This window comes from Kineococcus haloalkalitolerans (assembly GCF_050871905.1).
Classification (GTDB): Bacteria; Actinomycetota; Actinomycetes; order Actinomycetales; family Kineococcaceae; genus Kineococcus.
This window is the reverse complement of the sequence record NZ_JBJLSH010000005.1, coordinates 82,297-107,369: the sequence shown is the minus strand read 5'-3', so window position 1 is coordinate 107,369 and position 25,073 is coordinate 82,297. Positions and strand designations below refer to the sequence as shown.

General features: G+C 77.5%; 23 protein-coding genes and 1 tRNA gene. 16 read left to right on the top strand and 8 right to left on the bottom strand.

Annotated features, from left to right (window positions below; genetic code table 11):
• Positions 1 to 7: 7 nt before the first annotated feature.
• From ACRYMY_RS04080 to ACRYMY_RS04060, 5 genes are all read left to right on the top strand, one after another.
• Positions 8 to 1,120, top strand: coding sequence for a prephenate dehydrogenase (locus ACRYMY_RS04080; protein ID WP_432545984.1), 1,113 nt, complete (start codon positions 8 to 10; stop codon positions 1,118 to 1,120).
• A gap of 150 nt (positions 1,121 to 1,270) precedes the next feature.
• Positions 1,271 to 2,002, top strand: coding sequence for a (d)CMP kinase (cmk, locus tag ACRYMY_RS04075; RefSeq protein WP_432546013.1), 732 nt, complete (start codon positions 1,271 to 1,273; stop codon positions 2,000 to 2,002).
• Positions 1,999 to 2,754 (top strand): lysophospholipid acyltransferase family protein, encoded by a 756-nt coding sequence (locus tag ACRYMY_RS04070; RefSeq protein WP_432545983.1) that lies wholly within the window; start codon positions 1,999 to 2,001, stop codon positions 2,752 to 2,754. The genes cmk and ACRYMY_RS04070 overlap by 4 nt, the downstream gene beginning before the upstream one ends.
• Complete coding sequence (der, locus tag ACRYMY_RS04065) at positions 2,751 to 4,220, top strand: ribosome biogenesis GTPase Der (protein WP_432545982.1); 1,470 nt, start codon at positions 2,751 to 2,753, stop codon at positions 4,218 to 4,220. Before ACRYMY_RS04070 ends, der begins: the two co-directional genes overlap by 4 nt.
• Before the next feature lie 50 nt (positions 4,221 to 4,270).
• Positions 4,271 to 4,344: transfer RNA gene (locus tag ACRYMY_RS04060), tRNA-Pro, on the top strand.
• 60 nt (positions 4,345 to 4,404) lie between these two features.
• On the opposite strand, the gene ACRYMY_RS04055 is transcribed toward ACRYMY_RS04060, so the two are convergent.
• Together ACRYMY_RS04055 and ACRYMY_RS04050 are read right to left on the bottom strand one after the other, a co-directional pair.
• Positions 4,405 to 4,815 carry a DUF1232 domain-containing protein gene (locus tag ACRYMY_RS04055; protein WP_432545981.1) on the bottom strand — a complete coding sequence of 137 codons (411 nt, stop codon included), beginning with the start codon at positions 4,813 to 4,815 and terminating at the stop codon, positions 4,405 to 4,407.
• The gene (locus ACRYMY_RS04050) at positions 4,812 to 5,765 is read right to left on the bottom strand and encodes a LysR family transcriptional regulator ArgP (protein WP_432545980.1); all 954 of its coding nucleotides are present in this window, start codon (positions 5,763 to 5,765) and stop codon (positions 4,812 to 4,814) included. The genes ACRYMY_RS04055 and ACRYMY_RS04050 overlap by 4 nt, the downstream gene beginning before the upstream one ends.
• 70 nt (positions 5,766 to 5,835) lie before the next feature.
• On the opposite strand from ACRYMY_RS04050, the gene ACRYMY_RS04045 reads away from it, so the two are divergent.
• The 6 genes from ACRYMY_RS04045 (at position 5,836) to ACRYMY_RS04020 (ending at position 12,062) form a co-directional block, all read left to right on the top strand.
• Entirely contained in the window at positions 5,836 to 6,453 is a 618-nt protein-coding gene (locus tag ACRYMY_RS04045) for a LysE/ArgO family amino acid transporter (RefSeq protein WP_432545979.1), read from the top strand.
• Positions 6,454 to 6,522: 69 nt separating this feature from the next.
• The gene (locus ACRYMY_RS04040; RefSeq protein ID WP_432545978.1) at positions 6,523 to 8,127 is read left to right on the top strand and encodes a GGDEF domain-containing protein; all 1,605 of its coding nucleotides are present in this window, start codon (positions 6,523 to 6,525) and stop codon (positions 8,125 to 8,127) included.
• Between the two features lie 59 nt (positions 8,128 to 8,186).
• Positions 8,187 to 9,068: an ABC transporter ATP-binding protein gene (locus ACRYMY_RS04035; protein WP_432545977.1), complete on the top strand. Its 882-nt coding sequence runs from the start codon at positions 8,187 to 8,189 to the stop codon at positions 9,066 to 9,068.
• Positions 9,065 to 9,832, top strand: a complete 768-nt coding sequence (locus ACRYMY_RS04030; RefSeq protein ID WP_432545976.1) for an ABC transporter permease — start codon at positions 9,065 to 9,067, stop codon at positions 9,830 to 9,832. Before ACRYMY_RS04035 ends, ACRYMY_RS04030 begins: the two co-directional genes overlap by 4 nt.
• A gap of 47 nt (positions 9,833 to 9,879) precedes the next feature.
• Positions 9,880 to 11,013 (top strand): ABC transporter substrate-binding protein, encoded by a 1,134-nt coding sequence (locus ACRYMY_RS04025; protein ID WP_432545975.1) that lies wholly within the window; start codon positions 9,880 to 9,882, stop codon positions 11,011 to 11,013.
• Positions 11,010 to 12,062, top strand: coding sequence for an LLM class flavin-dependent oxidoreductase (locus tag ACRYMY_RS04020; RefSeq protein ID WP_432545974.1), 1,053 nt, complete (start codon positions 11,010 to 11,012; stop codon positions 12,060 to 12,062). Before ACRYMY_RS04025 ends, ACRYMY_RS04020 begins: the two co-directional genes overlap by 4 nt.
• A 36-nt stretch (positions 12,063 to 12,098) precedes the next feature.
• On the opposite strand, the gene ACRYMY_RS04015 is transcribed toward ACRYMY_RS04020, so the two are convergent.
• Complete coding sequence (locus ACRYMY_RS04015) at positions 12,099 to 13,082, bottom strand: CARDB domain-containing protein (RefSeq protein ID WP_432545973.1); 984 nt, start codon at positions 13,080 to 13,082, stop codon at positions 12,099 to 12,101.
• A gap of 177 nt (positions 13,083 to 13,259) precedes the next feature.
• Between ACRYMY_RS04015 and hrpA the strand changes: the two genes are divergently transcribed.
• Both hrpA and ACRYMY_RS04005 read left to right on the top strand, forming a co-directional pair.
• Entirely contained in the window at positions 13,260 to 17,441 is a 4,182-nt protein-coding gene (gene hrpA, locus ACRYMY_RS04010; protein ID WP_432545972.1) for an ATP-dependent RNA helicase HrpA, read from the top strand.
• Between the two features lie 178 nt (positions 17,442 to 17,619).
• The gene (locus ACRYMY_RS04005; protein WP_432546012.1) at positions 17,620 to 18,039 is read left to right on the top strand and encodes an Hsp20/alpha crystallin family protein; all 420 of its coding nucleotides are present in this window, start codon (positions 17,620 to 17,622) and stop codon (positions 18,037 to 18,039) included.
• 279 nt (positions 18,040 to 18,318) lie between these two features.
• On the opposite strand, the gene ACRYMY_RS04000 is transcribed toward ACRYMY_RS04005, so the two are convergent.
• Entirely contained in the window at positions 18,319 to 19,275 is a 957-nt protein-coding gene (locus ACRYMY_RS04000) for a glycosyltransferase family 2 protein (protein WP_432545971.1), read from the bottom strand.
• Positions 19,272 to 20,141 carry a glycosyltransferase family 2 protein gene (locus tag ACRYMY_RS03995; protein WP_432545970.1) on the bottom strand — a complete coding sequence of 290 codons (870 nt, stop codon included), beginning with the start codon at positions 20,139 to 20,141 and terminating at the stop codon, positions 19,272 to 19,274. Before ACRYMY_RS03995 ends, ACRYMY_RS04000 begins: the two co-directional genes overlap by 4 nt.
• Before the next feature lie 88 nt (positions 20,142 to 20,229).
• On the opposite strand from ACRYMY_RS03995, the gene ACRYMY_RS03990 reads away from it, so the two are divergent.
• The 3 genes from ACRYMY_RS03990 to ACRYMY_RS03980 all read left to right on the top strand — a co-directional run bounded on the left by ACRYMY_RS03990 (position 20,230) and on the right by ACRYMY_RS03980 (position 22,764).
• Complete coding sequence (locus ACRYMY_RS03990) at positions 20,230 to 21,234, top strand: UDP-glucuronic acid decarboxylase family protein (protein ID WP_432545969.1); 1,005 nt, start codon at positions 20,230 to 20,232, stop codon at positions 21,232 to 21,234.
• Between the two features lie 76 nt (positions 21,235 to 21,310).
• Positions 21,311 to 22,045: a hypothetical protein gene (locus tag ACRYMY_RS03985; protein WP_432545968.1), complete on the top strand. Its 735-nt coding sequence runs from the start codon at positions 21,311 to 21,313 to the stop codon at positions 22,043 to 22,045.
• Complete coding sequence (locus ACRYMY_RS03980) at positions 22,042 to 22,764, top strand: DUF4166 domain-containing protein (protein ID WP_432545967.1); 723 nt, start codon at positions 22,042 to 22,044, stop codon at positions 22,762 to 22,764. The genes ACRYMY_RS03985 and ACRYMY_RS03980 overlap by 4 nt, the downstream gene beginning before the upstream one ends.
• 25 nt (positions 22,765 to 22,789) lie before the next feature.
• On the opposite strand, the gene ACRYMY_RS03975 is transcribed toward ACRYMY_RS03980, so the two are convergent.
• The 3 genes from ACRYMY_RS03975 to ACRYMY_RS03965 form a co-directional block, all read right to left on the bottom strand.
• Entirely contained in the window at positions 22,790 to 23,326 is a 537-nt protein-coding gene (locus tag ACRYMY_RS03975; RefSeq protein ID WP_432545966.1) for a hypothetical protein, read from the bottom strand.
• A gap of 143 nt (positions 23,327 to 23,469) precedes the next feature.
• Positions 23,470 to 24,291, bottom strand: coding sequence for a GNAT family N-acetyltransferase (locus ACRYMY_RS03970; protein ID WP_432545965.1), 822 nt, complete (start codon positions 24,289 to 24,291; stop codon positions 23,470 to 23,472).
• Positions 24,288 to 25,040, bottom strand: coding sequence for an NAD-dependent epimerase/dehydratase family protein (locus ACRYMY_RS03965; RefSeq protein ID WP_432545964.1), 753 nt, complete (start codon positions 25,038 to 25,040; stop codon positions 24,288 to 24,290). The genes ACRYMY_RS03970 and ACRYMY_RS03965 overlap by 4 nt, the downstream gene beginning before the upstream one ends.
• Positions 25,041 to 25,073: the final 33 nt, after the last annotated feature.

Genomic DNA, 25,073 nt, shown 5'->3' with positions numbered 1-25,073 from the left:
CCGCCTCGTGACGCTCGACGCGTCCGCACCGGCGGGCACCAGCGGCACCGTCCGCGTCGTCGGCTCCGGCCTGCTGGGCGCCTCGGCGGGGCTGGCGCTGCGCGCGCGCGGCGTCGACGTCGTGCTGGAGGACACCTCCCCGACGGCGGCGGCCCTGGCCCGCGACATGGGCGCCGGGCGGCTCGCCTCCCCGGACGACGACCCGGCCGTGGTCCTCGTGGCCGCCCCGCCCGACGTGGTCGCCGGGGTCGTGGCCGACGAGCTGGCCGCCCACCCGCGCGCCGTGGTCACCGACGTGGCCAGCGTCAAGGGCGGGTTGCTGACCGAGCTGCGCGCCCGCGGCGCGGACCTGACCCGCTACGTGGGCGGGCACCCGATGGCCGGGCGGGAGCGCTCCGGCGCCGTCGCCGCCCGCTCGGACCTGTTCGCCGGGCGGCCCTGGGTGGTCGCCGCCGGCCCCGACGCGGCCCCCGAGGCGGTCACCGTGGTGCGCCGGCTGGCGCTGGACTGCGGCGGGGTGCCCGTGGACATGCCCGCCGACGAGCACGACGAGGCGGTGGCCGTGGTCTCGCACGCTCCGCAGGTGGCCGCCAGCCTGGTCGCGGCGCGGCTGCGCGACGCCCCCGAGCGCGCCGTCGGGCTGGCCGGGCAGGGCCTGCGGGACGTCACGCGCATCGCCGGCAGCGACCCCGTCCTGTGGGCGCAGATCCTCGCCGCCAACGCCGGCCCCGTCGCCAGCGTGCTGGAGCAGGTGCGCGACGACCTGGAGGAGGTCGTCGCGGCGCTGCGCTCGCTGGAGGTGGACCCGACCGCGGCGGGCGCGCGCGGGCGGCTGGCCCGGGCGGTCGCCGACGGCCGCGCCGGGCGTGAGCGCATCCCCGGCAAGCACGGCAGCGCGCCGGTCGTCTACGCCACCGTCGTCGTCGTGGTGCCCGACCGCCCGGGGGAGCTGGCCCGGCTGCTGGCCGACGTGGGCTCGGCCGGGGTGAACCTGGAGGACCTGCGGCTGGAGCACTCCGAGGGCCAGCCCGTCGCCCTGGCCTCCGTGGACGTCGTCCCGGCCGCCGCCGAGCCGCTGGAGGCGGCGCTCCGCGAGCGCGGCTGGACCGTGCCCCGCTGAGGTCTTCACCGAGCACCCCGCCGGGCCCCTGCCGGGACGGCGGCGTCCCGGCCGTCGTCTAACCTCGAGCCCGTGCCCACCCCCCGCGACACCTCCTCCACCGCGCGCGCGGACGCCCCCGGCGGCGCGGCCCCCGCACCGGGTACGCCCGTGGTCGTGGCCGTCGACGGCCCCTCGGGCTCGGGCAAGTCCAGCGTCAGCCGCGCCGCGGCCCGCGCGCTGGGCGTGGCGTTCCTCGACACCGGCGCCATGTACCGGGCGGTGACGTGGTCGGCACTGCGCGCCGGCGTCGACCTGGCCGACGGCGACGCGGTCGCCGCGCACGTGCGCGCGGTCGCGCTGCGGATGGGCACCGACCCCGCCGCGCCCGGCGTGGCCGTGGTCGGCGCCGACGGCGCGGAGGAGGACGTGAGCGCCGCCGTGCGCACGCCGGAGGTGACCGCCGCGGTCAGCGCGGTCGCCGCGGTGCCGGCGGTGCGCGCGGACCTCGTGCTGCGCCAGCGGGCCCTGGTCGAAGCGGCCTGCGCCGCTCCCGCGCCGGGCGCGCGCGCCGGGGTGGTGGCCGAGGGCCGCGACATCACCACCGTGGTGGCGCCGGAGGCCGACGTGCGGGTGCTGCTGACCGCCGACGAGTCGGTGCGGCTGGCCCGCCGGGCCCGGCAGGACGTCGGCAGCGCGGACACCGCCGCCCTGGAGTCGGTGCGGCGCGCCGTCGTCGAGCGCGACGCGGTCGACGCGCGCACGACGGCGTTCACGACGGCAGCCGACGGGGTCACGACGCTGGACTCCACCCACCTGGACTTCGAGGGCACCGTCGCGGCCCTGCTGCAGCTGGTCGCCGAGCGCACGGGCCTGCGCCCGGCAGAGGGCGCGGCCCGGTGAGCGCGGTGAGCGCCCCGGGGTTCGTGCCCCGCGAGCCGCAGGCGTGGACGCGCTGGATCGGCACTGCCCTGGCGCGCGGCGTGTGGGCCGGGAAGGTCCACGGCGCGCACCACGTGCCGGCCACCGGCCCGGTGCTGTTCGCCGCCAACCACGCCTCGATCGTCGACGGCCCCCTGCTGTACGGGGTGGCGCCGCGGCCGGCGCACTTCCTCGTCAAGCAGGAGATGTTCCGGGCCGACCAGTCGCTGCCCGGCCGCGTCGTCGGCTGGGCGCTGCTGCGCGCCGGCCAGATCCCCATCGACCGCACCCGCGGCGACCGCGAGGCCCTGCAGGCGGTGCTGCAGGTGCTGGCCGACGGCGGGGCCGCCGGGGTGTTCCCCGAGGGCACGCGCGGGCGCGGGGACGCGTCCTCGGTGCGCTCGGGCATCGCGTGGATCGCGCTGAAGTCCGGGGCGCCCGTCGTGCCGGTGGCGTGCCTGGGCGCCCACCGGCCGGGGCAGCGCAGCGGTCTGCCGCCGCTGCGCCGCCGGCTGCACTTCTGCTTCGGCGAGCCGTTCCGCGTCGAGCAGGAACCCGGCGTCCCGGGGCGCGTGGCGCTCGCCCGGGCCGTCGACCAGGTGCGCGAGGAGCTGTCCGCGCACGTGCTGGAATCATTGCAGCGCACCGGTGTGCAGCTGCCCGAGGAGGTGGACGCCGACGAGCTGGGGCTCGGGGACATGGCGTCCGACGACGTGCCGGGAGGCCGACCGTGACCGACGAGACGACCCCCGCACCCGAGGCGGACGACGCGAACGTCGAGACCGCGCTGCGCGCCGGTCTGGAGGAGTACGACCTCTCCCCGGAGGACGTCGCGCTGCTGGAGTCCGGTGGCCCCGGCGAGGCCGAGGAGGGCGCCCGCGCCCCGCTGCCGGTGCTGGCCGTCGTCGGGCGGCCCAACGTGGGCAAGTCCACGCTGGTCAACCGGATCCTGGGCCGGCGCGAGGCCGTCGTGGAGGACGTGCCCGGGGTGACGCGCGACCGCGTGACCTACCCGGCGTCCTGGGCGGGCCGCGACTTCACGCTGGTGGACACCGGCGGCTGGGAGCAGAAGGTCGAGGGCATGGCGGCGCAGGTCGCCGAGCAGGCCGAGGTGGCCGTCGAGCTGGCCGACGCCGTGATGTTCGTCGTGGACGCCACCGTGGGCGCCACGGCCACCGACGAGCAGGTCGTGCGGCTGCTGCGCCGCTCCGGCCGGCCCGTGGTCCTGGTGGCCAACAAGGTCGACGGCCCCCGCCAGGAGGCCGACGCCACCGAGCTGTGGTCGCTGGGCCTGGGCGAGCCGTACCCGGTCTCGGCGCTGCACGGGCGCGGCACGGGCGACGTCCTGGACGCGGCCGTGAAGCTGCTGCCGGCCGTCTCGGCCGTCGGCGGGGCCGCGCCGTCCGGCGGCCCGCGCCGGGTGGCGCTGCTGGGCCGGCCCAACGTCGGCAAGTCGAGCATGCTCAACAAGCTCGCCGGCTCCGACCGCGTCGTCGTGCACCCGACGGCGGGCACGACCCGCGACCCCGTCGACGAGCTCATCGAGCTGGGCGGGCGCACGTGGCGCTTCGTGGACACCGCGGGCATCCGCCGGCGCGTGCACCTGACGCGCGGGGCGGACTTCTACGCCTCGCTGCGCACGCAGGCGGCGCTGGAGAAGGCCGAGGTGGCCGTCGTGCTGCTGGACGCCAGCCAGCCGATGAGCGAGCAGGACGTGCGCATCGTCTCCACCGTCGTGGAGTCCGGGCGCGCCCTCGTGCTGGCCTACAACAAGTGGGACCTGACGGACGAGGAGCGCCGGCACTACCTGGAGCGCGAGATCGAGCGCGAGCTGGTGCAGACGACGTGGGCGCCGCGCGTGAACGTCTCGGCGATGACTGGGAGGCACCTGGAGCGGCTCGTGCCGGCGCTGGACACGGCGCTGGAGTCTTGGGACACCCGCGTGCCGACGGGGCGGCTGAACAGCTTCCTCGGCCAGGTCGTGGCCGCCCACCCGCACCCGGTCCGGGGCGGCAAGCAGCCGCGCATCCTCTTCGGCACGCAGGCCTCCACGCGCCCGCCGCGGTTCGTCGTCTTCGCCACGGGGTTCCTGGAGGCCGGCTACCGCCGCTTCCTGGAGCGCCGCCTGCGCGAGGAATTCGGCTTCACCGGCAGCCCCATCGAGCTGAGCGTGCGGGTGCGGGAGAAGCGGCGGCGGTGAGGTAGGGTTCTACCCGGCTCGGCCACCCCGATGGGGTGCGCAGGAGCCATCGGGCTGTGGCGCAGCTTGGTAGCGCACTTGACTGGGGGTCAAGGGGTCGCAGGTTCAAATCCTGTCAGCCCGACAGGTTCGTCCGGAACGGGCGTCGTCCAGGGGACGGCGCCCGTTCCGCGTTCCCGGGCGCTCAGCGCTCCCGCTGCCCGGCCAGGCGCAGGACGAGGTCCAGCCCCACCGGGGTGCCCGCCCGGTGCCGGCGCACGGCGTCCGGCCCGGCGGCCCGCACGACGGCGCGCAGCACGAGGGCCACCACGACGGCGTCGTCGGCGTACCCGAGGACGGGCACGACGTCGGGCACGAGGTCGAACGGCAGCGCCAGGTACCCCAGCAGCAGGACGAGGTGGACGCGCACCCGCCGGGGCAGGGCGCGGTCGGCGGCCAGGGAGCGCACCAGGCGCAGCAGGTCCGGCAGCAGGCGCAGCGCCTCGCGCAGCGTCGCCTCCGGCGGGCTCAGGCGCCACAGCAGCAGCAGGGCCAGCGCGTACACGAGCAGCAGCCCCGCCAGCGCGCCCAGCACCGCCGGGACCCACCCGATCACGCCGGCCCCGGCGGCACGAGGTGGTGGCGCGCGGCGTCCGTCACGGCGCGCGTCACCGCGTCCAGCGCGGGCGAGCGCAGCTTCCACTGCTGCCAGTGCAGGGCGACGTCCACCGCCCCGGCCGGGTCCAGCACGACCAGGCCCGAGCGCTCGTCCGGGCCGCCGGCGCCGACCTGCAGGTCCGGCAGCATCCCCCAGCCCATGCCGAGGTGGACCGCTGCGAGGAAGTCCGCCGAGGCGGGCACGTGGTGCACGGGCGGGGCGGCGTCGGGGCCGGCGACCCGGCGCAGCCAGCGGTGCTGCAGGTCGTCGGCGCGGTCGAAGACGACGACGGGCGCTGTGGCCAGGGCGCCGGCCAGCGCAGCCGGGCCCGGCGGTGCGGTGAGCGCGCCGGGCAGCCACCGGCGGGCGAAGGCCGCCGAGGCCACCGGCCGGTAGCGGACAGCGCCCAGCGCCGTCACCGAGCAGCCGGCCACGGGGTCGGGCTCCGTGGTGACCGCCGCCACGACGGTGCCGTCGCGCAGGAGGTCCGCCGTGCGGCCTTCGTCGTCGCGGTGCAGGTCCAGGGCCACCGAGCCCGCCAGGGGGGCGAGGGCCGGCAGCACCCACGTGGCCAGGGAGTCGGCGTTCACCGCGATCGGCAGCGTCGGCACGGAGGGCCCGGGCCTCGGGGCGCCGTGCGCGCCGCCCAGCTCGGCGAGCGCGTCGGTGCTCAGCAGCTCGACCTGCCGGGCCAGGCGCAGGAGGACCTGCCCGGACTCCGTGACCCGCACCGGGCGGCTGCGCACCAGCAGGACGCGGCCGGTGGCGACCTCCAGAGCGCGCAGCCGCTGGCTGACGGCCGAGGGCGTCACGTGCAGGACGCGCGCGGCGGCCTCCAGGCTGCCCTCGTCCACCGCGGCGCGCAGCGCCCGCAGCTGACCCAGGTCGACGTCCGGTGCCGGGTCCACGGAAGCGATGCTAAGGCTGCGACAGGAACGTGAGCTGGGCTTCAGGAGCACCGGCTCCTACGGTCGCCGGGTGGTCCCCGCCCTGCTCGCCGCCGCCTCCGGCCTCGGCCTCGGCCTGTCCCTCATCGTCGCGATCGGCGCGCAGAACGCCTTCGTGCTGCGCCAGGGGCTGCGCGCGCAGCACGTCGGGCTGGTCGTGGCGGTGTGCGCGTTCTCGGACGTCGTCCTCATCGCCGCCGGCACGGCCGGCGCCGGGGCCCTCGTGGGCGCCCGTCCCGCCCTGCTGGACGCCGTGCGCCTGGCCGGAGCCGCCTTCCTCGCCGCCTACGCGGTCCTGGCCGCCCGGCGGGCCGTGCGCCCCGGCGCGCTCGAGGCCGCGGGCACCGCGCCGCCCGCGTCGGCGGGCGCCACCGCCGCCACCGCGCTGGCCCTGACCTGGCTGAACCCGCACGTCTACCTCGACACCGTCGTCCTGCTCGGCTCGGTGGCGCAGTCCCACGCGGGGCGGCAGTGGTGGTTCGCCGGCGGCGCCGCGGTCGCCAGCGCGCTGTGGTTCACCGCCCTCGGGCACGGCGCCGCCCGGCTGCGCCCGGTGTTCGCCCGGCCCGCCGCCTGGCGCGTCCTGGACGCCGGCGTCGCCGTCGTCATGGCGCTGCTCGCGCTGTCCCTGCTGCGGGCGGCCCTCTGACGCCCGCTCGGAGCATCCAGCCGGCCGCCCGCCGTGCCGACGTCCCGGGGAGGAGAAGGGGGGACCGGCGTGGAGCTGCTGATGGGCGCTGCCTTCGTGCTGTCCGCCGCCGTCTGCGCCCGCACGGGCGTGGTCGCGTGGCGACGGCGCTCCTCGACCCCGGCGGCCACCGCGCTGGCTGCCGCGATGGCGGGGCTGACCTGGTGGTCGGCGTGCAACGCGGTCGTGCAGCTGGCCGCCGCGCCGCTCGTGCAGTCGACCGCGGTGCGCTGCTCCCTGCTGGGCGTGTGGGTCGTCGTGACGGCGCTGCACCTGCTGTGCCGCACCCTGGTCGACCCGCACGTGCGGTTGCGTCCGGCGACCCGGTGGGTCCTGGCGGCCGTCCCGTCGCTGCTCGCCGCCACCCTGGTGGCCGACGCCGCCGGCGCGGGCACCGCCTGGTACACCCGGCTGGCACCGGTCGACGGGCGGATGTCCTTCGCGTTCGGGCCGCTGTTCTGGGTGCACAGCGCCTACTGCTACACGGTCCTGGCCGGCGGCCTGGCCGTGCTGGTGCGCGCCTGGTGGTCGGCCGCGGCCGCGCTGCGCCCCCAGTTCACCGCCGTCCTGCTGAGCGCGCTCGTGCCCGTGGCCGGGAACCTCGTGACCGTGGCGCGCCCGGACCTGGTGGGCGGGCAGGACGTCACGCCGCTGCTCTTCGCCGTCACCGGTCTGCTGTGCGCCCGGGCGGTGCTGCACCGGGGCCTGCTGCAGGTGGTGCCCGTGGCGCGGCACGTCGTCGTGGACACCATCGCCGACGGGGTCCTCGTCGTCGACGCGGCCGGGCACGTCGTGGACGCCAACCCCGCCGCGCGCGAGCTCGCCCGGCGCGTGCGACCGGACGTGGAGGCGGACCTCGTGGGCCTGGCCGCCGACCGCGTCCTCGGCCCGGACCAGCTGGGCGACCTGCCCGGCGGGGCCTCGCGACGCACCGTCGAGGCGCGGCCGGGCCTGCACCTGGACGTGCGCACCACCCTCGTCTCCGACCGGCGCGGCCGCTCGCTGGGCCGGGTCGTCGTGGTGCGCGACGTCAGCGAGGCCGTGGGCGCCACGACGCGCCTGCGCGAGCAGCTCGCCGAGATCGACCGGCTGCGCGCGCAGCTGGCCGAGGAGTCGGTGCGCGACCCGCTGACCGGCCTGCACAACCGCCGCTTCCTCGACGGCGCGCTGGCCGCGGCGCTGCGCGAGGCGCAGGACACCGGGCGCCCGGTGGCCCTGCTCGTCATCGACGTCGACCACTTCAAGCGCGTCAACGACACCCACGGCCATCCCGTGGGCGACGCCGTCCTCGTGGCGGTCGCCGGTGCCCTGCGGGCCTGCGCGCGCTCCGGCGACGTGGTCGCCCGCTTCGGCGGGGAGGAGTTCGTCCTCGTCCTGCCCGGCGTCCCGGCGCCCGCCGCGCGCGAGCGCGCCGAGGACGTGCGCCGCCGCTGCGCCGCCCTCGAGGTGCCCGTCGCCGCCGCGCCCGCGGAGGCGGTGCGCCCCACGGTGTCCGTGGGCGTCGCCGTCCACGACGCCGCGGCCGCCGGGGACGCGGCCGCCCTGCTGGCGGCGGCCGACCGGGCGCTGTACGCGGCCAAGGCCGCCGGGCGCGACCGCGTCCGCGTCGACGCGGCGGTGGCGTCGGCGTCCTGACGGACCGGCCGGCGGACCGGCCGCCGGGCGCTCACGACCGCCGTGGGTAGGGTCGCAGCGTGCCGGAGGACGGGTCGCAGCAGCGGGTGGGCGCGCCCGGCCCGCCGGACGGCGGCGGGCTGCGCGTCGCCGACGCCTGCAAGACGTACGGCTCCGGGCCGGGCGCGACGACGGCGCTGAGCCACGTCGACCTCGACGTGCCCCGCGGCCGGTTCGTCAGCGTCATCGGGCCCTCCGGCTGCGGCAAGTCGACCCTGCTGCGGCTGGTGGCCGGGCTGGAGCAGCCGGACGCGGGGACCGTGTCGGTGTGCGGCGAGCCGCCGGCGCGCGCCGCGGAGCGCAAGATGGTCGGCTTCGTCCCGCAGGTGCCGGCCCTGCTGCCGTGGCTGGACGTGCTGGGCAACGTGCGCGTGCTGGACCGGGTGAACCGCCGCGCCCCGCGGCGCGCCGGCCGGGGCGGCGCACCGGTGGACCCGGTGGCCCTGCTGGAGCGCCTCGGGCTGGGCGGGCTGCTGCACCGGCGCCCCCACGAGCTGTCCGGCGGGCAGCGCCAGCGCGCCGCCATCGCGCGGGCGTTCGCGCTGCGCCCGGACGTCCTGCTCATGGACGAGCCGTTCTCGGCCCTGGACGAGTTCACGCGCGAGGCGGTCCAGCTGCAGCTGCTCGACGTGTGGCAGGAGCACCGCACCACGGTCCTGTTCGTCACCCACTCGGTCAGCGAGGCGGTCCTGCTCTCGGACACCGTCGTCGTCATGGCCCGTCCGGGCCGCGTCGAGGCCGTGCTGGAGGTGGAGCTGTCCCGCCCCCGCCACCACGACCAGCTGGACTCGGCGGCCATGCACGAGATGGAGCACCGGGTGCGGGTCGCGCTGGGCTCGGCGTGGACGCAGGACGGGGCCCGGGACGTGCGGGACGCACCGCCGGCCGGTGCCGCCCGGTGAGGTCCGCCCTGCACCCGCGCACGTGGGTGCCCACCGTCGTCGCGCTGCTCGCGGCGGGCGCCGTCTGGACGCTCGTGGCCCGCGACAACCCCTACGTGCTGCCGCGGTTGTCGGCGGTGGGTTCCGAGCTGGCCGGTGACCCCGGGTTCTACGCGGCCAACGCGGCCACGACCCTCGGCGAGGCGCTGCTGGGCCTGCTGGTGGGCGCCGTCGCCGCGTTCTGCCTGGGGGTGGCGGTCTCGGAGTCCGCGCTGCTGCGCCGCGCCGTCATGCCGCTGGCCGTCGTGCTCAACGTGACCCCCGTGGTGGCGGTCGTGCCGGCGCTCATCGTGGCGTTCGGGTTCGGGATGACCCCGAAGGTCGTCGTCACCGCGCTCGTCGTGTTCTTCCCGGTGCTGATGAACACCACGACGGGGCTGCGGTCGGTGCCGCGGCCGGTGCTGCAGGTGTTCGGCACGGTCGCCGCGAGCAGGCTGGACGTCCTGCTGCGGGTGCGGGTGCCGTACGCGCTGCCGTACCTGTTCTCGGCGCTGCGGGTCGCCTTCCCGCTGTCGCTGGTGGGCGCGGTCGTCGCCGAGCTGCTGGCCGCCGGGGCGACCCGCGGACTGGGCACCGTCATCAGCGTGGCGTCCTCGAACTCCCAGCTGGGCACGGTGTGGGCGGCGATCGCGTGCCTGGCCCTGCTGGGGGCGCTGCTGCTGCTGCTCGTGAGCACCGTCGAGCGGCGCGTGCTGGGATGGCACGAGTCGCAGCGCCCGACGTGACGACCGCCCGGACCCCCGGACCCCCGCACCCCGACCCAGGAGCAGCCGTGCCGCCCACCCCCCGTCCCGCGCCCGCCCGCCGCCGCGGCGCCGCGCTCGCCGGTGCCCTGAGCGCCGCCCTGCTGCTCGCCGCCTGCGGCGGTGGTGGCGGTGGGGAGGGGGACGGCGGAGCGCCCCCGGCCGAGCGCGCCGAGCAGGGCTCGGCGGTCGGCGAGGAGCGCTGCGCGGCCAACCGGGAGGCGGGGACGGTCACCTACGTCACCGGCTACCAGTTCCAGGCCTCGGCCAGCATCCTCGACCCGGTGGCCGCGGAGGCGCTGGGGTACTTCGACGCCGTGTGCCTGGACGTGCAGCTGCAGCCGGGCACGGGGGAGACGGCGCAGAACGCGCAGCTGGTGGCCGCCGGCACCGCGCAGGTCAGCTCCATCGCCGGCAACGCCGACGTCCTCGTCAACGTCGCCAACGGCGTGGACGTCACGGCCGTGGCCACGTTCGGGCACGTGCCCGTGGCCACCCTGATGACGGGCCCGGAGGTCACCTCGCTGGGGCAGCTGGAGGGCACCACGCTGGGCCACAAGGGCGCCCTGCCGGTCACGATCGAGGCGATGTTGCGCGCCGACGGCGTGGACGTGGACCGCGTCACGCAGGTCGTCGTCGGCTACGACCCGACCGTCCTGGTGCGCGGGCAGGTGCAGTCGCTAACCGGGTACAAGTCCAACGAGCCGCTGACCCTGGCCGAGCTGGGCGAGGAGGTCGTGCAGTGGGACCCGGAGGACTACGGGGTGCCGGGCTCGATCGCCACGACGATCGTGAACCCGGCGTTCCTGGCCGAGCACCGCACGGCCGTGGAGGACTTCCTGCGCGCCCAGCTGCGCGCGTACTCCTACTGCGAGGAGAACGCCGCCGAGTGCGTCGGCTACGCGGCCGAGCGCGCGCAGGCCGGGTACGACGAGGAGCACAACGCCGCGGTGTGGGAGGTCGAGAGCGGGCTGGTCGACTCCTCCCTGCCCGACGGGCAGCCGCTGGGCACGCTGGACGAGGAGCTGATGAGGACCGAGGCGGAGTTCCTCGTCCAGATGGGCCAGATCCCCGCGGCGCCGGACCCGGCCTCGTTCACCGACCCCGACGTCGTGCCCGCGCTGTACGACGGGGCGGGCGAACTCGTGTGGCCGGTGCCGTGAGCGCGTCCGGGGCCGGTACCGAGTTCGGGGTGTTCCTGCCGGTCGCCAGCGGCGGCTGGATCGTCTCCGACACCGCGCCGCGCCCGCCGGCCACCTACGAGCACAACAAGCGCGCCGCCCTGCTCGCCGAGGAGGCGGGCATGGACTTCGTCATGTCGATGGCCAAGTGGCGCGGGTACGGCGGGCGCACCGACCACTGGGGCGAGACGCTGGAGTCGGTGACGCTCATGGCGGCGCTGGCCGAGGCCACCGAGCGGGTCGGCGTGTGGGCGACGGTGCACACGAACCTCGTGCACCCGGCCGTGGCGGCCAAGGTGTTCGCCACCCTCGACCAGGTCTCCGGCGGGCGGGCGGGCCTGAACGTCGTCGTCGGCGCCTACGAGCGGGAGTTCTCGCAGATGGGGCTGTGGGACGCCGCGCAGGGCCACGCGGACCGCTACCGGATGACCGACGAGTGGATGCGGCTGGTCGACCGGTTGTGGACCGAGCCGTCGGTGACCGCGCGGGGGGAGTTCTTCACGCTGGACGACTGCACCTCGCGCCCGCACCCCGCGCGCCGGCCGCGGGTGGTCAGCGCCGGGCGCTCGGCGGCCGGGCTGGCGTTCCAGGCCGAGCACTGCGACGGCTCGTTCCTCACCGCCGAGGACGTCGAGGGGCTGCGGGTGGCCGCGGCGCAGGTGCGGCGCCTGGCCGCCGAGCGGGGGCGCAGCATCCGCACGTACGCGATGCTCACCGTGGTCCTGGACGAGACCGACGCCGCCGCGCGGCGCCGGTTCGCCGAGTACGGCCGCGGGTACGACCGCGAGGCCATCACCGCGATGAAGCTGTCGTGGGGCCTGCCGCTGGAGCGGGCGATGTCGATGACCGCCGGCGACGAGGCGCACGAGGCGTTCCAGACGGCCGTCGTCGTGGGCGGGCCCGACCTCGTCGTGGAGCAGGTGCTCGAGCACGTCGGGGCCGGCGGGCTGGACGGGCTGATGCTCGTCTTCCCCGACTACCTCGCCGACCTGCCGGTGTTCGGCGAGGCCGTCCTGCCGCGCCTGCGCTGAGCGCCCGGGGACGTCCCGGGCGCCCAGCGGCGGGCGTCAGGCGGCGGGCGCGGGGAAGGCGTAGGTGACGCGGTCGGTGGAGGTGGCCGTGGCCATCACCGCGTCGTCGACCAGGCTGCGGCGCTGGGTGGTCAGGGAGTCCACGCTCCAGCGGGCGAACCCGGCGGTGGTGCCGCCCGCGCAGCCCAGGCCCGCCAGGTCGCCGGCGCGGTCGCGCAGGACGGCCCGCAGGACCACGTCGGCGGTGAGGGTCACGGGGGCGGGGTTCGCGTCGGCGACGGCGTAGACGGCGTCGGGGGAGGAGCGGAACGGCCCGGCGGCGGTGTCGCCGATCGCGACGCGGCCCAGGTCCCGGACGGTGCCGGCGACGGCGGTGCCCCGGGCGTCGAAGCAGGCGGCGCTGAGGGTCCCGGACAGCCGCGAGGAGACGTAGCTGGGGCGGGTGGACGGCCCCAGGGTGCTGCGCACGCTCACCCAGCGGTCGCTGCCGGTGCCGGCGACGACGACCTCGCTGGAGACGGTGGCGCTCCCGGCGCGGGGGGTCAGCGTGCGCTCGAGGCGGTTGTTCCGCTCGTCGGACTCGGCGATGCGGCGCGCGTCGTCCACCTCGGCGGTGATGCGGTGCGCGCCGGCGGTGGCGGTCCAGACGGCGGTGGCGGCCGGGCCGCCGTTGGCGGTGACGGTGCGGCTCGCGCCGGGCGCCAGCGCCGCGGTGGAGGAGTCCGACCAGGTGGTCATGACGCCGTCGACCTTGAACTGCACACCGTGCACGACCCCGGCCGGGGTGGCGGCGGTGCCGCGGTTGGCGATGGTGGCGCGGAAGGTGACGGGCGCGCCGACGACGGGCGAGGACGGCCCCCAGGAGACGGCCGTGACGACGAGGTCGGGCGCGCCGGCGGCGGACGCGGGTGCGGCACCGGCCAGGGCGCCCGCGGCGACGAGGGCGCCGGCGGTGGCGGCCAGGGCGCGGGTCCGGCGGGCGCTCGTGCGGGTGCTGGTGCGGCTCTTCAGCGTGCTCATGGTGTTCCTCCCGTGGCGCGGTGGCGCCTTCCGGCCGTCGCCCCCCGGTGACGGTCCGCGACCGACTGTGAGGCCGTCGGGGGACGCCGCACAAGCGAGTCACCCGTTTCGCTCACCCCCGGTGACCGAAGTTGCTCCGAACGGGTGAGCGAGTGGGGGACCTAGACTCGACCCGCCATGTCGGACGCCCCCTCCCGCCGCCCCTCGCGCCGTCGCCCCTCCCGCTCCCGCCCGGACTCCCGGGGCGCTCCCCGGGGAGCCGGCCGCCCGCTGCCCGCCGACCCGCGCGTCGAGGAGCTCGTGCAGCGCCTGGCGGGTGTCTCGCTGCGCGAGGAGCAGCGGCTGCGCCGGCGCCTGGCCCTGCCCGGCGACCTGGACGAGCTGCTGGCCGACGTGGCGGCGCAGACCGCGGCGGCCGAGGAGCGCACCGCGCGCCGGCGCGCCTCCGTGCCGGTGCTGCGCTACCCCGCCGAGCTGCCCGTCAGCCAGGAGAAGGACCGCATCGCCGCCGCGCTGCGCGAGCACCAGGTCGTCGTCGTGGCCGGGGAGACCGGCTCGGGCAAGACCACCCAGCTGCCCAAGATCGCCCTGGAGGTCGGCCGCGGCGTGCGCGGGCGCATCGGGCACACCCAGCCGCGGCGCATCGCCGCGCGGGCCGTGGCCGAGCGCGTCGCCGAGGAGCTGGGCACCGACCTGGGCCGCGCGCCCGGCTCCCTCGTCGGGTACTCGGTGCGCTTCACCGACGAGGTCGGCGAGGACAACCTCGTCAAGGTCATGACCGACGGCACCCTGCTGGCCGAGGTGCAGCGCGACCCCGAGCTGCTGCAGTACGACACCCTCATCGTCGACGAGGCCCACGAGCGCAGCCTCACCATCGACTTCCTCCTCGGCTACCTCGCGCGGTTGCTGCCGCGCCGGCCCGACCTCAAGCTCGTCATCACCTCCGCCACCATCGAGACCGAGCGCTTCTCCGAGCACTTCGGCGGCGCGCCCGTCCTGGAGGTCTCCGGGCGCACCTACCCCGTCGAGGTCCGCTACCGGCCGCTGGCCGCCGAGGAGCTCGTGGAGGAGCCCGAGGAGGGGGACGACGGCGCCGAGGCGTCCGCGCTGCGCGAGGACGACCGCGACCAGACCGAGGGCGTCCTGGACGCGCTGCGCGAACTGGCCGCCGAGGGCCCCGGTGACGTGCTGGTGTTCCTGCCCGGCGAGCGCGAGATCCGCGAGACCGCCGAGGCCGTGGAGGGGCTGCGCAAGGAGCGGGGGTTCCGCGACCTGGAGGTCCTGCCCCTGTTCGCGCGGCTGTCCGCCGAGGAGCAGCACCGGGTGTTCCGCCCGCACGGCGGCCGGCGCGTGGTGCTGTCCACCAACGTGGCCGAGACGTCCCTGACGGTGCCCGGCATCCGCTACGTCGTCGACGTCGGCACCGCGCGCATCTCCCGGTACAGCACCCGCACCAAGGTGCAGCGCCTGCCCGTCGAGCGCGTCTCGCAGGCCTCGGCGAACCAGCGGACCGGGCGCTGCGGGCGCGTCGCGGACGGCATCTGCATCAGGCTCTACTCCGAGGCGGACTTCCTCTCCCGCCCCGAGTACACCGACCCGGAGGTGCTGCGCACCAACCTGGCCGCCGTCATCCTGCAGATGGCCTCCCTCGGGCTGGGCGACATCGCCGCGTTCCCGTTCATCCAGCCGCCCGAGCGGCGCGCGGTCGCCGACGGCCTGGCGCTGCTGACCGAGCTGGGCGCGCTGGAGGAGGCCCGGCCGGGCGACCGCGGCCCGCGCCTGACCCGCACCGGCCGCGACCTGTCCCGCCTGCCCATCGACCCCCGCCTGGCCCGGATGGTGCTGGAGGGCGGGCGCAACGGGTGCCTGCACGACGTCCTCGTCGTCGTGGCGGCCCTCAGCGTGCAGGACCCGCGCGAGCGGCCCCTGGAGCAGCGCGAGCGCGCCGCCCAGCTGCACGCCCGGTTCCGCCACGAGCAGTCCGACTTCCTCAGCCTGCTGAACCTGTGGCACCACCTGCGCGCCGAGCAGCGCCGGCTGTCCTCCTCGGCGTTCCGGCGCACCGTCAAGGCGGAGTTCCTGCACTACCTGCGCATCCGCGAGTGGCAGGACACGTACACCCAGCTGCGGCGCATCGCCCAGCGCGAGCTGCGGATGGAGGTCGTCGAACCGGACCCCCTGCCCGAGGCGGAGGCCGTGCCGGACGCCGCGCCCGGTGAGCGGCCGCGCGACCGCTTCGCCGGCCTGTACGACGCCGACGCCGTGCACCGCTCCCTGCTGGCCGGGCTGCTGGGCGGCATCGGCCTGAAGGAGGTGCGCGACGAGCGCCGCCGCGGCCGCGGCGAGCGGCCCGCGCAGCAGGAGTACCTGGGCGCCCGCGGCGCCCGGTTCGCCGTGTTCCCCGGCTCGGCGCTGGGCCGGCGCTCGCCCGACTGGGTCGTCGCCGCCGAGCTGGTCGAGACGACCCGCCTGTGGGCGCGCACCGTCGCCGCGATCGACCCGCGCTGGATCGAGCCGCTGGCCGAGCACGTCGTCAAGCGGCAGTACTCCGAGCCGCGCTGGTCGCGCAAGCGCGCCGCCGTCGTGGCCACCGAGCGGGTCACCCTGTACGGGGTGCCGGTCGTCGCCGGGCGCACCGTCGCCTACGGGTCGGTCGACCCGGAGCTGTCGCGGGAGCTGTTCATCCGGCACGCCCTCGTCGAGGGCGACTTCGAGACCCGCCACGAGTTCTTCGCCCGCAACCGCGAGCTGCTCGAGGAGGCCGAGGAGCTGGAGCACCGCGCCCGCCGGCGCGACATCGTCGTCGACGACCAGGCGCTGTTCGACTTCTACGACGCCCGGGTGGGCGCTGAGGTCGTCTCCGGCCGGCACTTCGACACCTGGTGGAAGCGGGTGCGCCGCGAGCAGCCGGAGCTGCTGACGTTCGACCCGGCGATGCTCGTGGCGGACGACGCGGCCGTCAGCGAGGAGGACTTCCCCCGCACCTGGGTGCAGGGCAGCGGGTCCGGGGCGCTGGAGCTGGCCCTGACGTACGTGTTCGAGCCCGGCTCGCCGCAGGACGGTGTGACCGTCGAGGTGCCGCTGGAGGTCGTCAACCGCTTCGACGACCGCGACCTGGCCTGGCAGGTGCCGGGCCTGCGGCACGAGCTGGTGACGGCGCTGGTGCGGGCCCTGCCCAAGCAGCTGCGCAAGAACCTCGTGCCCGCCCCCGACGTCGCGGCGCGGTTCCTGCAGCGCGTCACCCCGCGCGCGGAGGACTTCTGGACCGCGTTCGAGCGGGAGATGCCGCGCCTCGGCGACGGCACCGAGGTATACCTCGAGGACGTCGACCTGGCGAAGGTCCCTGACCACCTGCGCGTCACGTACCGGGTGGTGGCGCCGGACCCCGCGAGCGGGGAGGTGCGGGAGCTGGCGCGGGGCAAGGACTTCGGCGCCCTGCGCGAGCGGCTGGCCGGTCAGGTGCGCGAGACGCTCACCGAGGTCGCCGACGACCTGCAGGTCGACGGCGCGCGCTCGTGGGACGACCTGCCCGAGCGCGTCCCGGAGACCCGCACCAGCGTCGTGCGCGGCGCCGAGGTGACCTCCTGGCCGGCGCTGGTCGACGAGGGCGCCTCGGTGGGCCTGCGCGTGTTCGCCACCGCGGCGGAGGCGCGCCGCGCGCACCGCGACGGCGTTCGCCGGCTGCTCCTGCTCGTGCTGCCCTCGCCGCTGCGCGCCGTGCAGGCCGCTCTGCCCAACGACGCCAAGCTGCTGCTGGCGCGCGCCCCGCACGGCAGCGCCGCCGCCGTCCTGGAGGACTGCCTCGTCGCGACGGTGGGTGAGCTGCTGGACGCCGAGGGCGGGCCCGTCCGCGCGCGCGCGGAGTTCGACGACCTGGCGCGGCGGGTGGGTGCCCGCCTGCCCGCCGCCACGGCCGAGACGGTGCAGCGGACGCTGCGCGTGCTGCGCTCGGCCGCCGAGGTGGAGCGGGCGATGTCGCGGACCACGAGCCTGGCGCTGGTGCCGTCCCTGACCGACGTGCGCGCGCAGTTCACCGGCCTGGTCCACCCCGGGTTCGTCACCGACGCCGGGCCGGCGCGGCTGCCGGACCTGCTGCGCTACCTGCAGGGGATCGGGCGCCGCCTGGCCGCGGTGCCCGACGACCCGCAGCGCGACCGGGTGCGGATGGCCGAGTTCTCCCGCGTGGCCGACGCGTGGGCGGACCGGGTGCGCCGCGCCGGGCCCGTGGTGCCGCGCGAGCTGGCCGACCTGCGCTGGACCCTGGAGGAGCTGCGCCTGCAGCTGTTCGCGCAGGGGGTCGCCACCGCGCACCCGGTCAGCGAGCAGCGGGTCATGCGGGCGCTGGCCGAGATCTCCTGACCCGGTCCGGGTCCTGCCGGAACCGTTGCGCCGCAGCAGGTCCAGTGGGTCGACCGATCCTCGCGCACCTCTTGCACGCGCGCGCCGGGAGTGCTAACACAGTGCTGTGCCGACCGGGCAGGGACCGGCCGGCACGGGGTTCACAGCGCATCTCCTGACGACGACGGAGGTGGTGACGATGCTGATGCGCACCGATCCCTTCCGGGAGCTGGACCGCCTGACGCAGCAGTTCCTGGGGACCACGGCCAGGCCGGCGGTGATGCCGATGGACGCCTGGCGGCGCGGTGACGAGTTCGTCGTGGAGTTCGACCTCCCCGGCGTCGACCCGTCCACCGTGGAGCTCGACGTCGAGCGCAACGTCCTGACGGTGCGGGCGCAGCGGCCCGTGCACGAGGGCACCGACGAGATGATCGCCGCCGAGCGCCCCCGCGGGGTGTTCAGCCGCCAGCTCATCCTCGGCGACAACCTCGACACCGAGCGGATCAGCGCCGGCTACCGCGCGGGCGTCCTCACGCTGCGGGTCCCGGTGGCCGAGAAGGCCAAGCCGCGGCGCATCGAGGTCCAGCACGCCGATGACCAGCAGGCGATCGGCACCTGAGGCCGACCCGGTCGCGGACCTCCTCGTCGACCTGCTGCTGCTCGAGGTCGAGGCGAGGTGGCCGTCCGCGGCCGACGGCGACGGTACTCGGGACGGCGGGGCGGGCGGTGGCGACGACCCGCCCGCCGCTCCCGCGCGGTCCACGGCGCTCGAGGCGCCCGTGCCGGGTGCGCGGAGGTCCGCGGTTCCCGCGCGGACGGTGACCGCCCCCGGCCGCCCGGCCGGGAGGCGCAGCCCGTGGCGGCGGGTGAGGTCGCCCCCGGCGCGGTGCCGGCGGGGTCAGCCGTAGTGCCGGGAGCGCGACTCGCGCTGCGCCTGCTCCAGACTGGCGAAGCGCGCCTCGGCGTGCGGGGGCAGCACCCGCCGCTCCCGCACCAGCCACGGCAGGCCGCGGACCGCGTCCAGCACGCCCAGCGCGCTGACGCGGTCCCGCGGCACGCTGGACAGCAGGAACCCGGTGCGCCGCAGCGCCGCCGGCACCGGCCGGCGCAGCCACGTGAACCACAGCGTGTTGCGCACCCCGTGCCGGCGGCGCAGCGCCGACTCGCGCAGCACCGACGCCTGGTGGTGCACGACGAGGTCCTCCAGGTAGCACAGCTCCCAGCCGGCCGCGGCCAGGTCGGCGGCCAGCAGCTCCTCCTCCCCGCCCAGCCACAGCCGCCGGGAGAACCCGCCCACGCCCAGGAAGGCGTCGCGGCGCACCACCGACGCGCCCGCCAGGAAGCTGCCCAGCGCCGGGCCCGGCAGGCCGGGGACGCCGGGCACCGGGGAGTCGCGCAGCTCGGCGACGATGTCGTCCTCGCGCGAGCCGGGCTCGACGAGGATGCGGGCCGTCAGGACCGCCACCCGCGGGTCGGCGTCCATGACGTCCGCGGCGCGCGCCAGCGACCCCGGCTCCCACCAGGTGTCGTCGTCGCAGAAGGCCACGTACGGCGTGGAGGCCGTCGCCACGCCCGTGTTGCGGGCGACCGCGCCCTGGTTCTCCGGCAGCACGACGACGTCGAGGCGGTCCGCGCCGGGCGCGCCCCGCGGGTGCGCCGCGCGCAGCGCCGCCGCCGTCCCGTCGGTGGAGCCGTTGTCCAGCACCACCACCCGCGGGCGCTCGGGCAGCGCCAGCAGCCGGCGCACCGCCAGCAGCGCCTCCTCGCGCCGCTGCCAGGTGATGACGACGACGGTGACCCGCGCGTCGGGCGGGCCGTCCAGCGGCTCCTCCGGCCAGGTCCCGGGGGCGCTCACCGGCCGATCACCGCGAGCCGGCGCTCGACCTCCGGGCCGGCGAGGTGCCGCCGGCGCAGGGCGCCGGGCATCCGGCGCGCCGCGTCCAGCACCCCGCCGCGCTCGTGCGCGGGCCCGCGCAGGGCCCGCAGGGTGTCGCGCGCCGCCACGCGCACCGGCCGGCGCATCCACGCCGTCAGCAACCTGTTGCGCTGCAGCAGGCGCAGCCGCTGCTCGGGGGTGCTGCGGGTGGGGGAGGGGTGGTGGTGGGCGACGACCTCGTCGACGTACGCCAGGCCCCACCCGGCGGCCACCAGGTCGTAGGTGAAGCGCTCCTCCTCGCCCGCGAAGTGCACGACGGGGTCGAAGCCCCCCACCGCCAGGTACGGCTCGCGGCGCACCACCGCCCCGCACGCCAGGAACCCCAGCACGTCCGGGCCGGGCAGGTCGTCGCTGCGCCCCCACGGCGCCGCGGCCATGTCGTCGCACACGCCGTCCAGCTCCTCGGCCGGCCCGACGAGCAGGCGCGCGGCGAGCACCGCCATCCGCGGGTGCGCGGCGAACAGCTCCCCGGCGCGCACCAGCGCCCCCGGCGCCCACCAGGAGTCGTCGTCGGCGAAGGCCACCAGCGGCGTCTCCGCGGCCCCCACGCCGAGGTTGCGCCCGACCGCGCCCAGGTTCTCCCCGGCCTCCAGCACGATCAGCGGCGGCAGGCCCTCCTCGCGCCGGCGCCGCCCCTCCGCGCGCGCCACCTCCACCGTCGCGTCGCGCGAGCCGTTGTCGACGAGCACCACCGGCGCCTCGTGGCGGGGCAGGGAGCGGCGCAGGTCCTCGGCCCGGTCGCGGGTGGCGACCACGACGGTCACGGGCAGGGCGGGGGAGGTCACGGCGGCACGCTAGCGGCCCGCCGGCGACCCGCACCCCGCGCGGCCCGCGGGCGCGTCGGCCGCGCGCGGCGGGCCGGCGGGTGGTTGCATGCCCAGCGTGCAGCACACGCAGCAGTCGCAGCAGACGCCGGAGCGGGCGCGGGAGCCGCGCACCTTCTCCCGGGCCGTCGTCACCGGCGGCGCCGGTTTCCTCGGCAGCCACCTGTGCGAGGCGCTCCTCGACGCCGGCGTCGAGGTCGTCTGCCTCGACAACTTCCTCACCGGCGTGCCGGACAACGTCGCCCACCTGGTCGACCGCCCCGGCTTCCGGCTGCGGCGCTGCGACATCACCGAGTACGTGCACGTCGGCGGCGACGTGGACCTCGTGCTGCACTTCGCCTCCCCGGCCTCGCCGGTGGACTACCTCAAGCTGCCGCTGGAGACCATGAAGGTCGGCGCCACCGGCACCTGGAACGCCCTGGGGCTGGCCCGCGCCAAGGGCGCCCGGTTCCTGCTGGCCTCCACGTCCGAGACGTACGGCGACCCGCAGGTGCACCCGCAGCCGGAGACGTACTGGGGGCACGTGAACCCCGTCGGCCCGCGCGGCGTCTACGACGAGTCCAAGCGCTACGCCGAGGCGCTGACCACGGCCTACCGCACCGCCCACGGCGTCGACACCGCGATCGTGCGGATCTTCAACACGTACGGCCCGCGCATGCGCGCCGCCGACGGGCGCGCCATCCCGACCTTCATCCGCCAGGCCCTGGCCGGAGAGCCCGTCACCGTCGCCGGCGACGGCTCCCAGACCCGCTCGATCTGCTACGTCGACGACCTGGTCGCCGGCATCCTCGCGCTGGCCGCCAGCGGCCACCCCGGCCCGGTGAACATCGGCAACCCGGAGGAGCTGAGCGTCCGGGAGATCGCCGAGGACGTCATCGCCGGCGCCGGGTCCGCCTCCACCATCGAGTACGTGGCCCGCCCGGTGGACGATCCGCAGGTGCGCCGGCCCGACACGACGCTGGCGCGCACCGTGCTGGGCTGGGAGCCGCAGGTCGGCTGGGCCGACGGCCTCAAGCGCACCGTGGAGTGGTTCCGGGAGCAGCAGGCGCGCTGACCCGGGCTGCCGGGGAGGGGCACGGGTCCGGGCCGAACGCCACCGCGGGAGGTCGCCGCCCGGCTAGCGTGATCGCGTGCCGCCCCTGTTCGTCGACACCCTCGTGCGCTGCGACGCGGACACGCTGTGGCAGCTGACGCAGGACCCCGCCCAGCACTCGCGCTGGGACCTGCGCTTCTCGGCCATCCACCCGGCGATCCACCCGGAGGTCCACCCGGACGGCGCGCCCGGCGCGGACGGCCGGCAGCGCTTCACCTACGTCCTGTCGCTGCCGCACCCGCGCCTGCCGCTGGTCACCGTGACCGGCACCGGTGTCTCGGTGGGCGAGCGGCGCGGCGCTGACGGCCGGGGCACCTCGGCGCTGCGGTTCAGCCCGCACGGCCGGCTCTCGCCGCTGGGCGAGGGCTCGGGGTACTGGCGCTACGAGCCCACCGCGCGGGGGTTCCGCTTCAGCACCGGCTACGACTACGCCCCCGGCTGGGGGCCCCTGGGCCGCCTCCTGGACCCGGTGCTCGTGCGGCCCGCGGTCGGCTGGGCCACCGCGTGGAGCTTCGACCGGCTGCGGCTGTGGGCGCAGGAGGGCGTCGACCCGGCACGGGCCCGCGACCGCGCGCTGGCCGACGTGGCGGCGCGGGCGCTGCTGGTGGCGCTCGCGGCGCCGGCGCTGCGGACCCGGCGCCCGGCGGGGGCCGCGGTCGCGGCGCTCGCGGTGGCCGCCGCCGTCCTCGTGCCCGTGGGCCGCGGCACCCCCTCGGCACGGCGGTGCGGACGCCGGCCGGCGCGCCCCGAGCGTCCCGCGGGCACCCCGTGAGCGCTCCCGCGGGCGCGCCGGAACCCGTGCCCGACCTCGCGGGCAGCGTCGTGCTGGGCGCCCTCGGCGAGGACGCGCAGCACCTGCACCCGATGCTGCGCCGGCGGTTCGGCGTGTCCACCGCCGCCGGGTACTCCTGCGTGGGCCGCGGCACGATGGACCGGGTGTGGCACGGGCCGGCGTGGACGCTGCCGTTCCTGCACCTGGGCGCCTGGCGCAACATCCTCGTCCCGGACTCGGCCACCGACGTGCCGTTCAGCGTGGAGAACTACGCGTACCGCGACTCCCTGGGCCGCGAGACCGTCACCGTCGTGCGCACCTTCGAGGTGCGGCCCGGCCGGCGCCGCCGCTTCGACGCCACCCTCGTGGCCGACGGCCCCGGCCGGGTCCTGGACTACCTCGGCACGCACCAGCACCTCGCGGTGGACCTGCGCCCCTCGGTGCTGCCGGACGGCAGCCTGCGCATCGTCTCCGGCGCGCAGCGCTTCTACGAGGGCCCGGTGGCCTTCCGGTTCCCGATGGCGCTGTCCGGCACCGCGGTCCTGACCGAGGGCTGGGACGCCGAGCGCGAGCGGTTCACGATCGCCGTCGCCGTCTCCAACGCCCGCTTCGGGCCGCTGGCCGGGTACTCGGGCAGCTTCACCTGCGAGTTCCCCGCCGTGGTCGGCGACGCCGTCCCGCCGGCCGTCCGGCCCCTGCGGGAGGAGGCCCGCCGCTGACGGCGGCCCCGGCCCGCCACCGGGGTCAGTGGCTGGCGGTACCGCGCCGGGACTCCAGCACCGGGTCGACCAGGTTCTCCACGACCAGACCGGTGGCGATCGCGTCGACGGCCGCGTGCAGCACCTCGACGACGCCCTCCCCGCGCCGCCAGGTGCGCGGCGGCGCGCCCGCGCCCGTGGCGTTCTCCAGCGTCTGGTCGACGATGATCCGCGTCAGCGTCTGCGCGACGGTCGCCCGGACCACGACGAGCCCGCTGGCCCGCCACACCCCGCGCAGGGCGCCCAGCGCCACGCTCGTGCCCACCCGCATGGCCGCCGTGGCCGCCGCCGGGCGCTCGTCGTCGCCGGGGGAGCGCCCCGCCAGCAGCAGCAGGGTGCGCCCGGCCACGTAGGAGGCCGGCCGCCCGGTCACGGCGCGCTCGACGCGCTGGCTCACCGCCGTCGCGGACGCCCCGGCCAGCCCGGCGAGGGCGCCGACCCCCGCGGCCCGGGCCAGCACCGCGGGGGGGGCGGGGGCCCCCGCGCCGCCGACGGCTCCCGCGCAGACGCCCGCACCGTCCACCCCCCCCCCCCCCCCCCCCCCCCCCCCCCCCCCCCCCCCCCCCCCCCCCCCCCCCCCCCCCCCCCCCCCCCCCCCCCCCCCCCCCCCCCCCCCCCCGGAGCGCATGTGCGCCCTCGTCGTGTCGAGCACGGTGTCCACGACGCTCACCCTCCCGGTCCCGCACCGCTCCCGCCACCGGCGGCGGGCTCCTCGGGGGCGCGCACCTCGAGGCCGTCGACCTCGGCGAACCCCAGCCGGGCGTACACGCGCGCGGCCCGCTCGTCGTCGGGCTGCAGGTGCGCCAGCCGGGCGCCCGCCGCGACGGCGCGCGCCAGCAGCCACGACGACAGCGCCGCGCCCAGACCGCGCCCGCGGGCGTCCGGGACGACCCCGACGCCCGCCAGCAGCACCGCCGGCCCGGCGGCGCCGTCGGAGCGCACGGCGTAGGCCGTGCCGACCGCGCGCCCGTCGACGCGGGCGAGGCAGACCTGCACGCCGGCCCGCACCGCACCGGCCGCCAGGTGCGGGGCGATCCAGGCGCGCGCCTGCCCGGCGGCTCCGCCGAAGGCCGTCACGTCCACCGCCACGACGTCCTCGAGGTCCTCCGGTCCCGCCGACCGCAGCTGCGCACCGGCCGGCGGTGCCGCGGACCGCAGACCGTCCGCGCGCACCGCCATGAGCCGCTGCGCCACGACGAGCCGCCCCGGCGGACGGGACAGCCCGGGCGGCGTGCGCCACGCCCACGGCACGCCCTGCCCGGCGAACCAGGCCGCCACGGCACCGGGGTCCGCGAGCGCGGGGTCGACGAGGTCGGCACCGTTGAACTGCGGGTGCGGCAGGCCGCTGGAGGCCAGCCGCACCCCGGGCAGCTCGGCGACCGCCCCGCCGGGACGCGCCCGCGCCAGCTGCGCCCACGCGTCGGCGTGGGCGGCGCGCACGAGACCGGCGTCCGGCGGCCCGTCCGGCGCACCCGCGGTCGGGTTCACCCGCACGTCGTGACGTCCGTGCCGTCGTCCTCGACGTCGCCGGCGTGCACCGCGGAGTCCAGCTCCGGGGCGTAGCCGAGGTCGTCCACGGCCGGGCCCAGGTCCCAGTGGCCGCCGGTGTTCGCCGACGTCCCCGGGTACACGCCGCAGACCGTGCCGGTGGCCAGCGCCCCCCGCACGAGGCGGTGCAGGTCCGCCGGGCCCAGCCACCCCGTCAGCTGGCTGCGCACCCGCGGCACCGGCACCGTGGCGCCCAGCCGCAGCCCGATCGTGCTCAGCCCGTGCCGGTGGCTCGCCACGGAGGCGACGGCCTCGTCGAACACCTTCGTCGCCCCGTACGCGCAGCACGGCGCCGTGGGCCAGTCCGCGCGCACCGGAGTGCGCCCGGCCCCCTCCCAGCGGCCCACCGCGTGCACCGAGCTGGCGTACACGACGCGGCGGACGCCGTGCCCGGCGGCCGCGCCGAGCAGCGCCGCGAAGCCGTCGACGTTCGGGCCGAGCAGGTCGTCCCACGGCGCGTCGGGGCGCGGGTCGCCGGCCAGGTGCACCACCGCGTCGACGCCGTCGACGGCCCGCGCGAGCAGGTCCCGGTCGGTCAGCTCACCGGTGAGCACCTGCGCGTCGTCGGGGAGGCCGTCCGGGGCCGGGGCGTCGCGGTCCAGCAGCCGCAGCCGGTACCCGGACAGCCCCGGCAGCAGCTGGCGGGCGACGCTGCCGGCGGCGCCGGTGAGCAGGAGCGCGGGTTCCACCCGCCGGACGCTGCCAGCGGCGCCGTGCCGCGG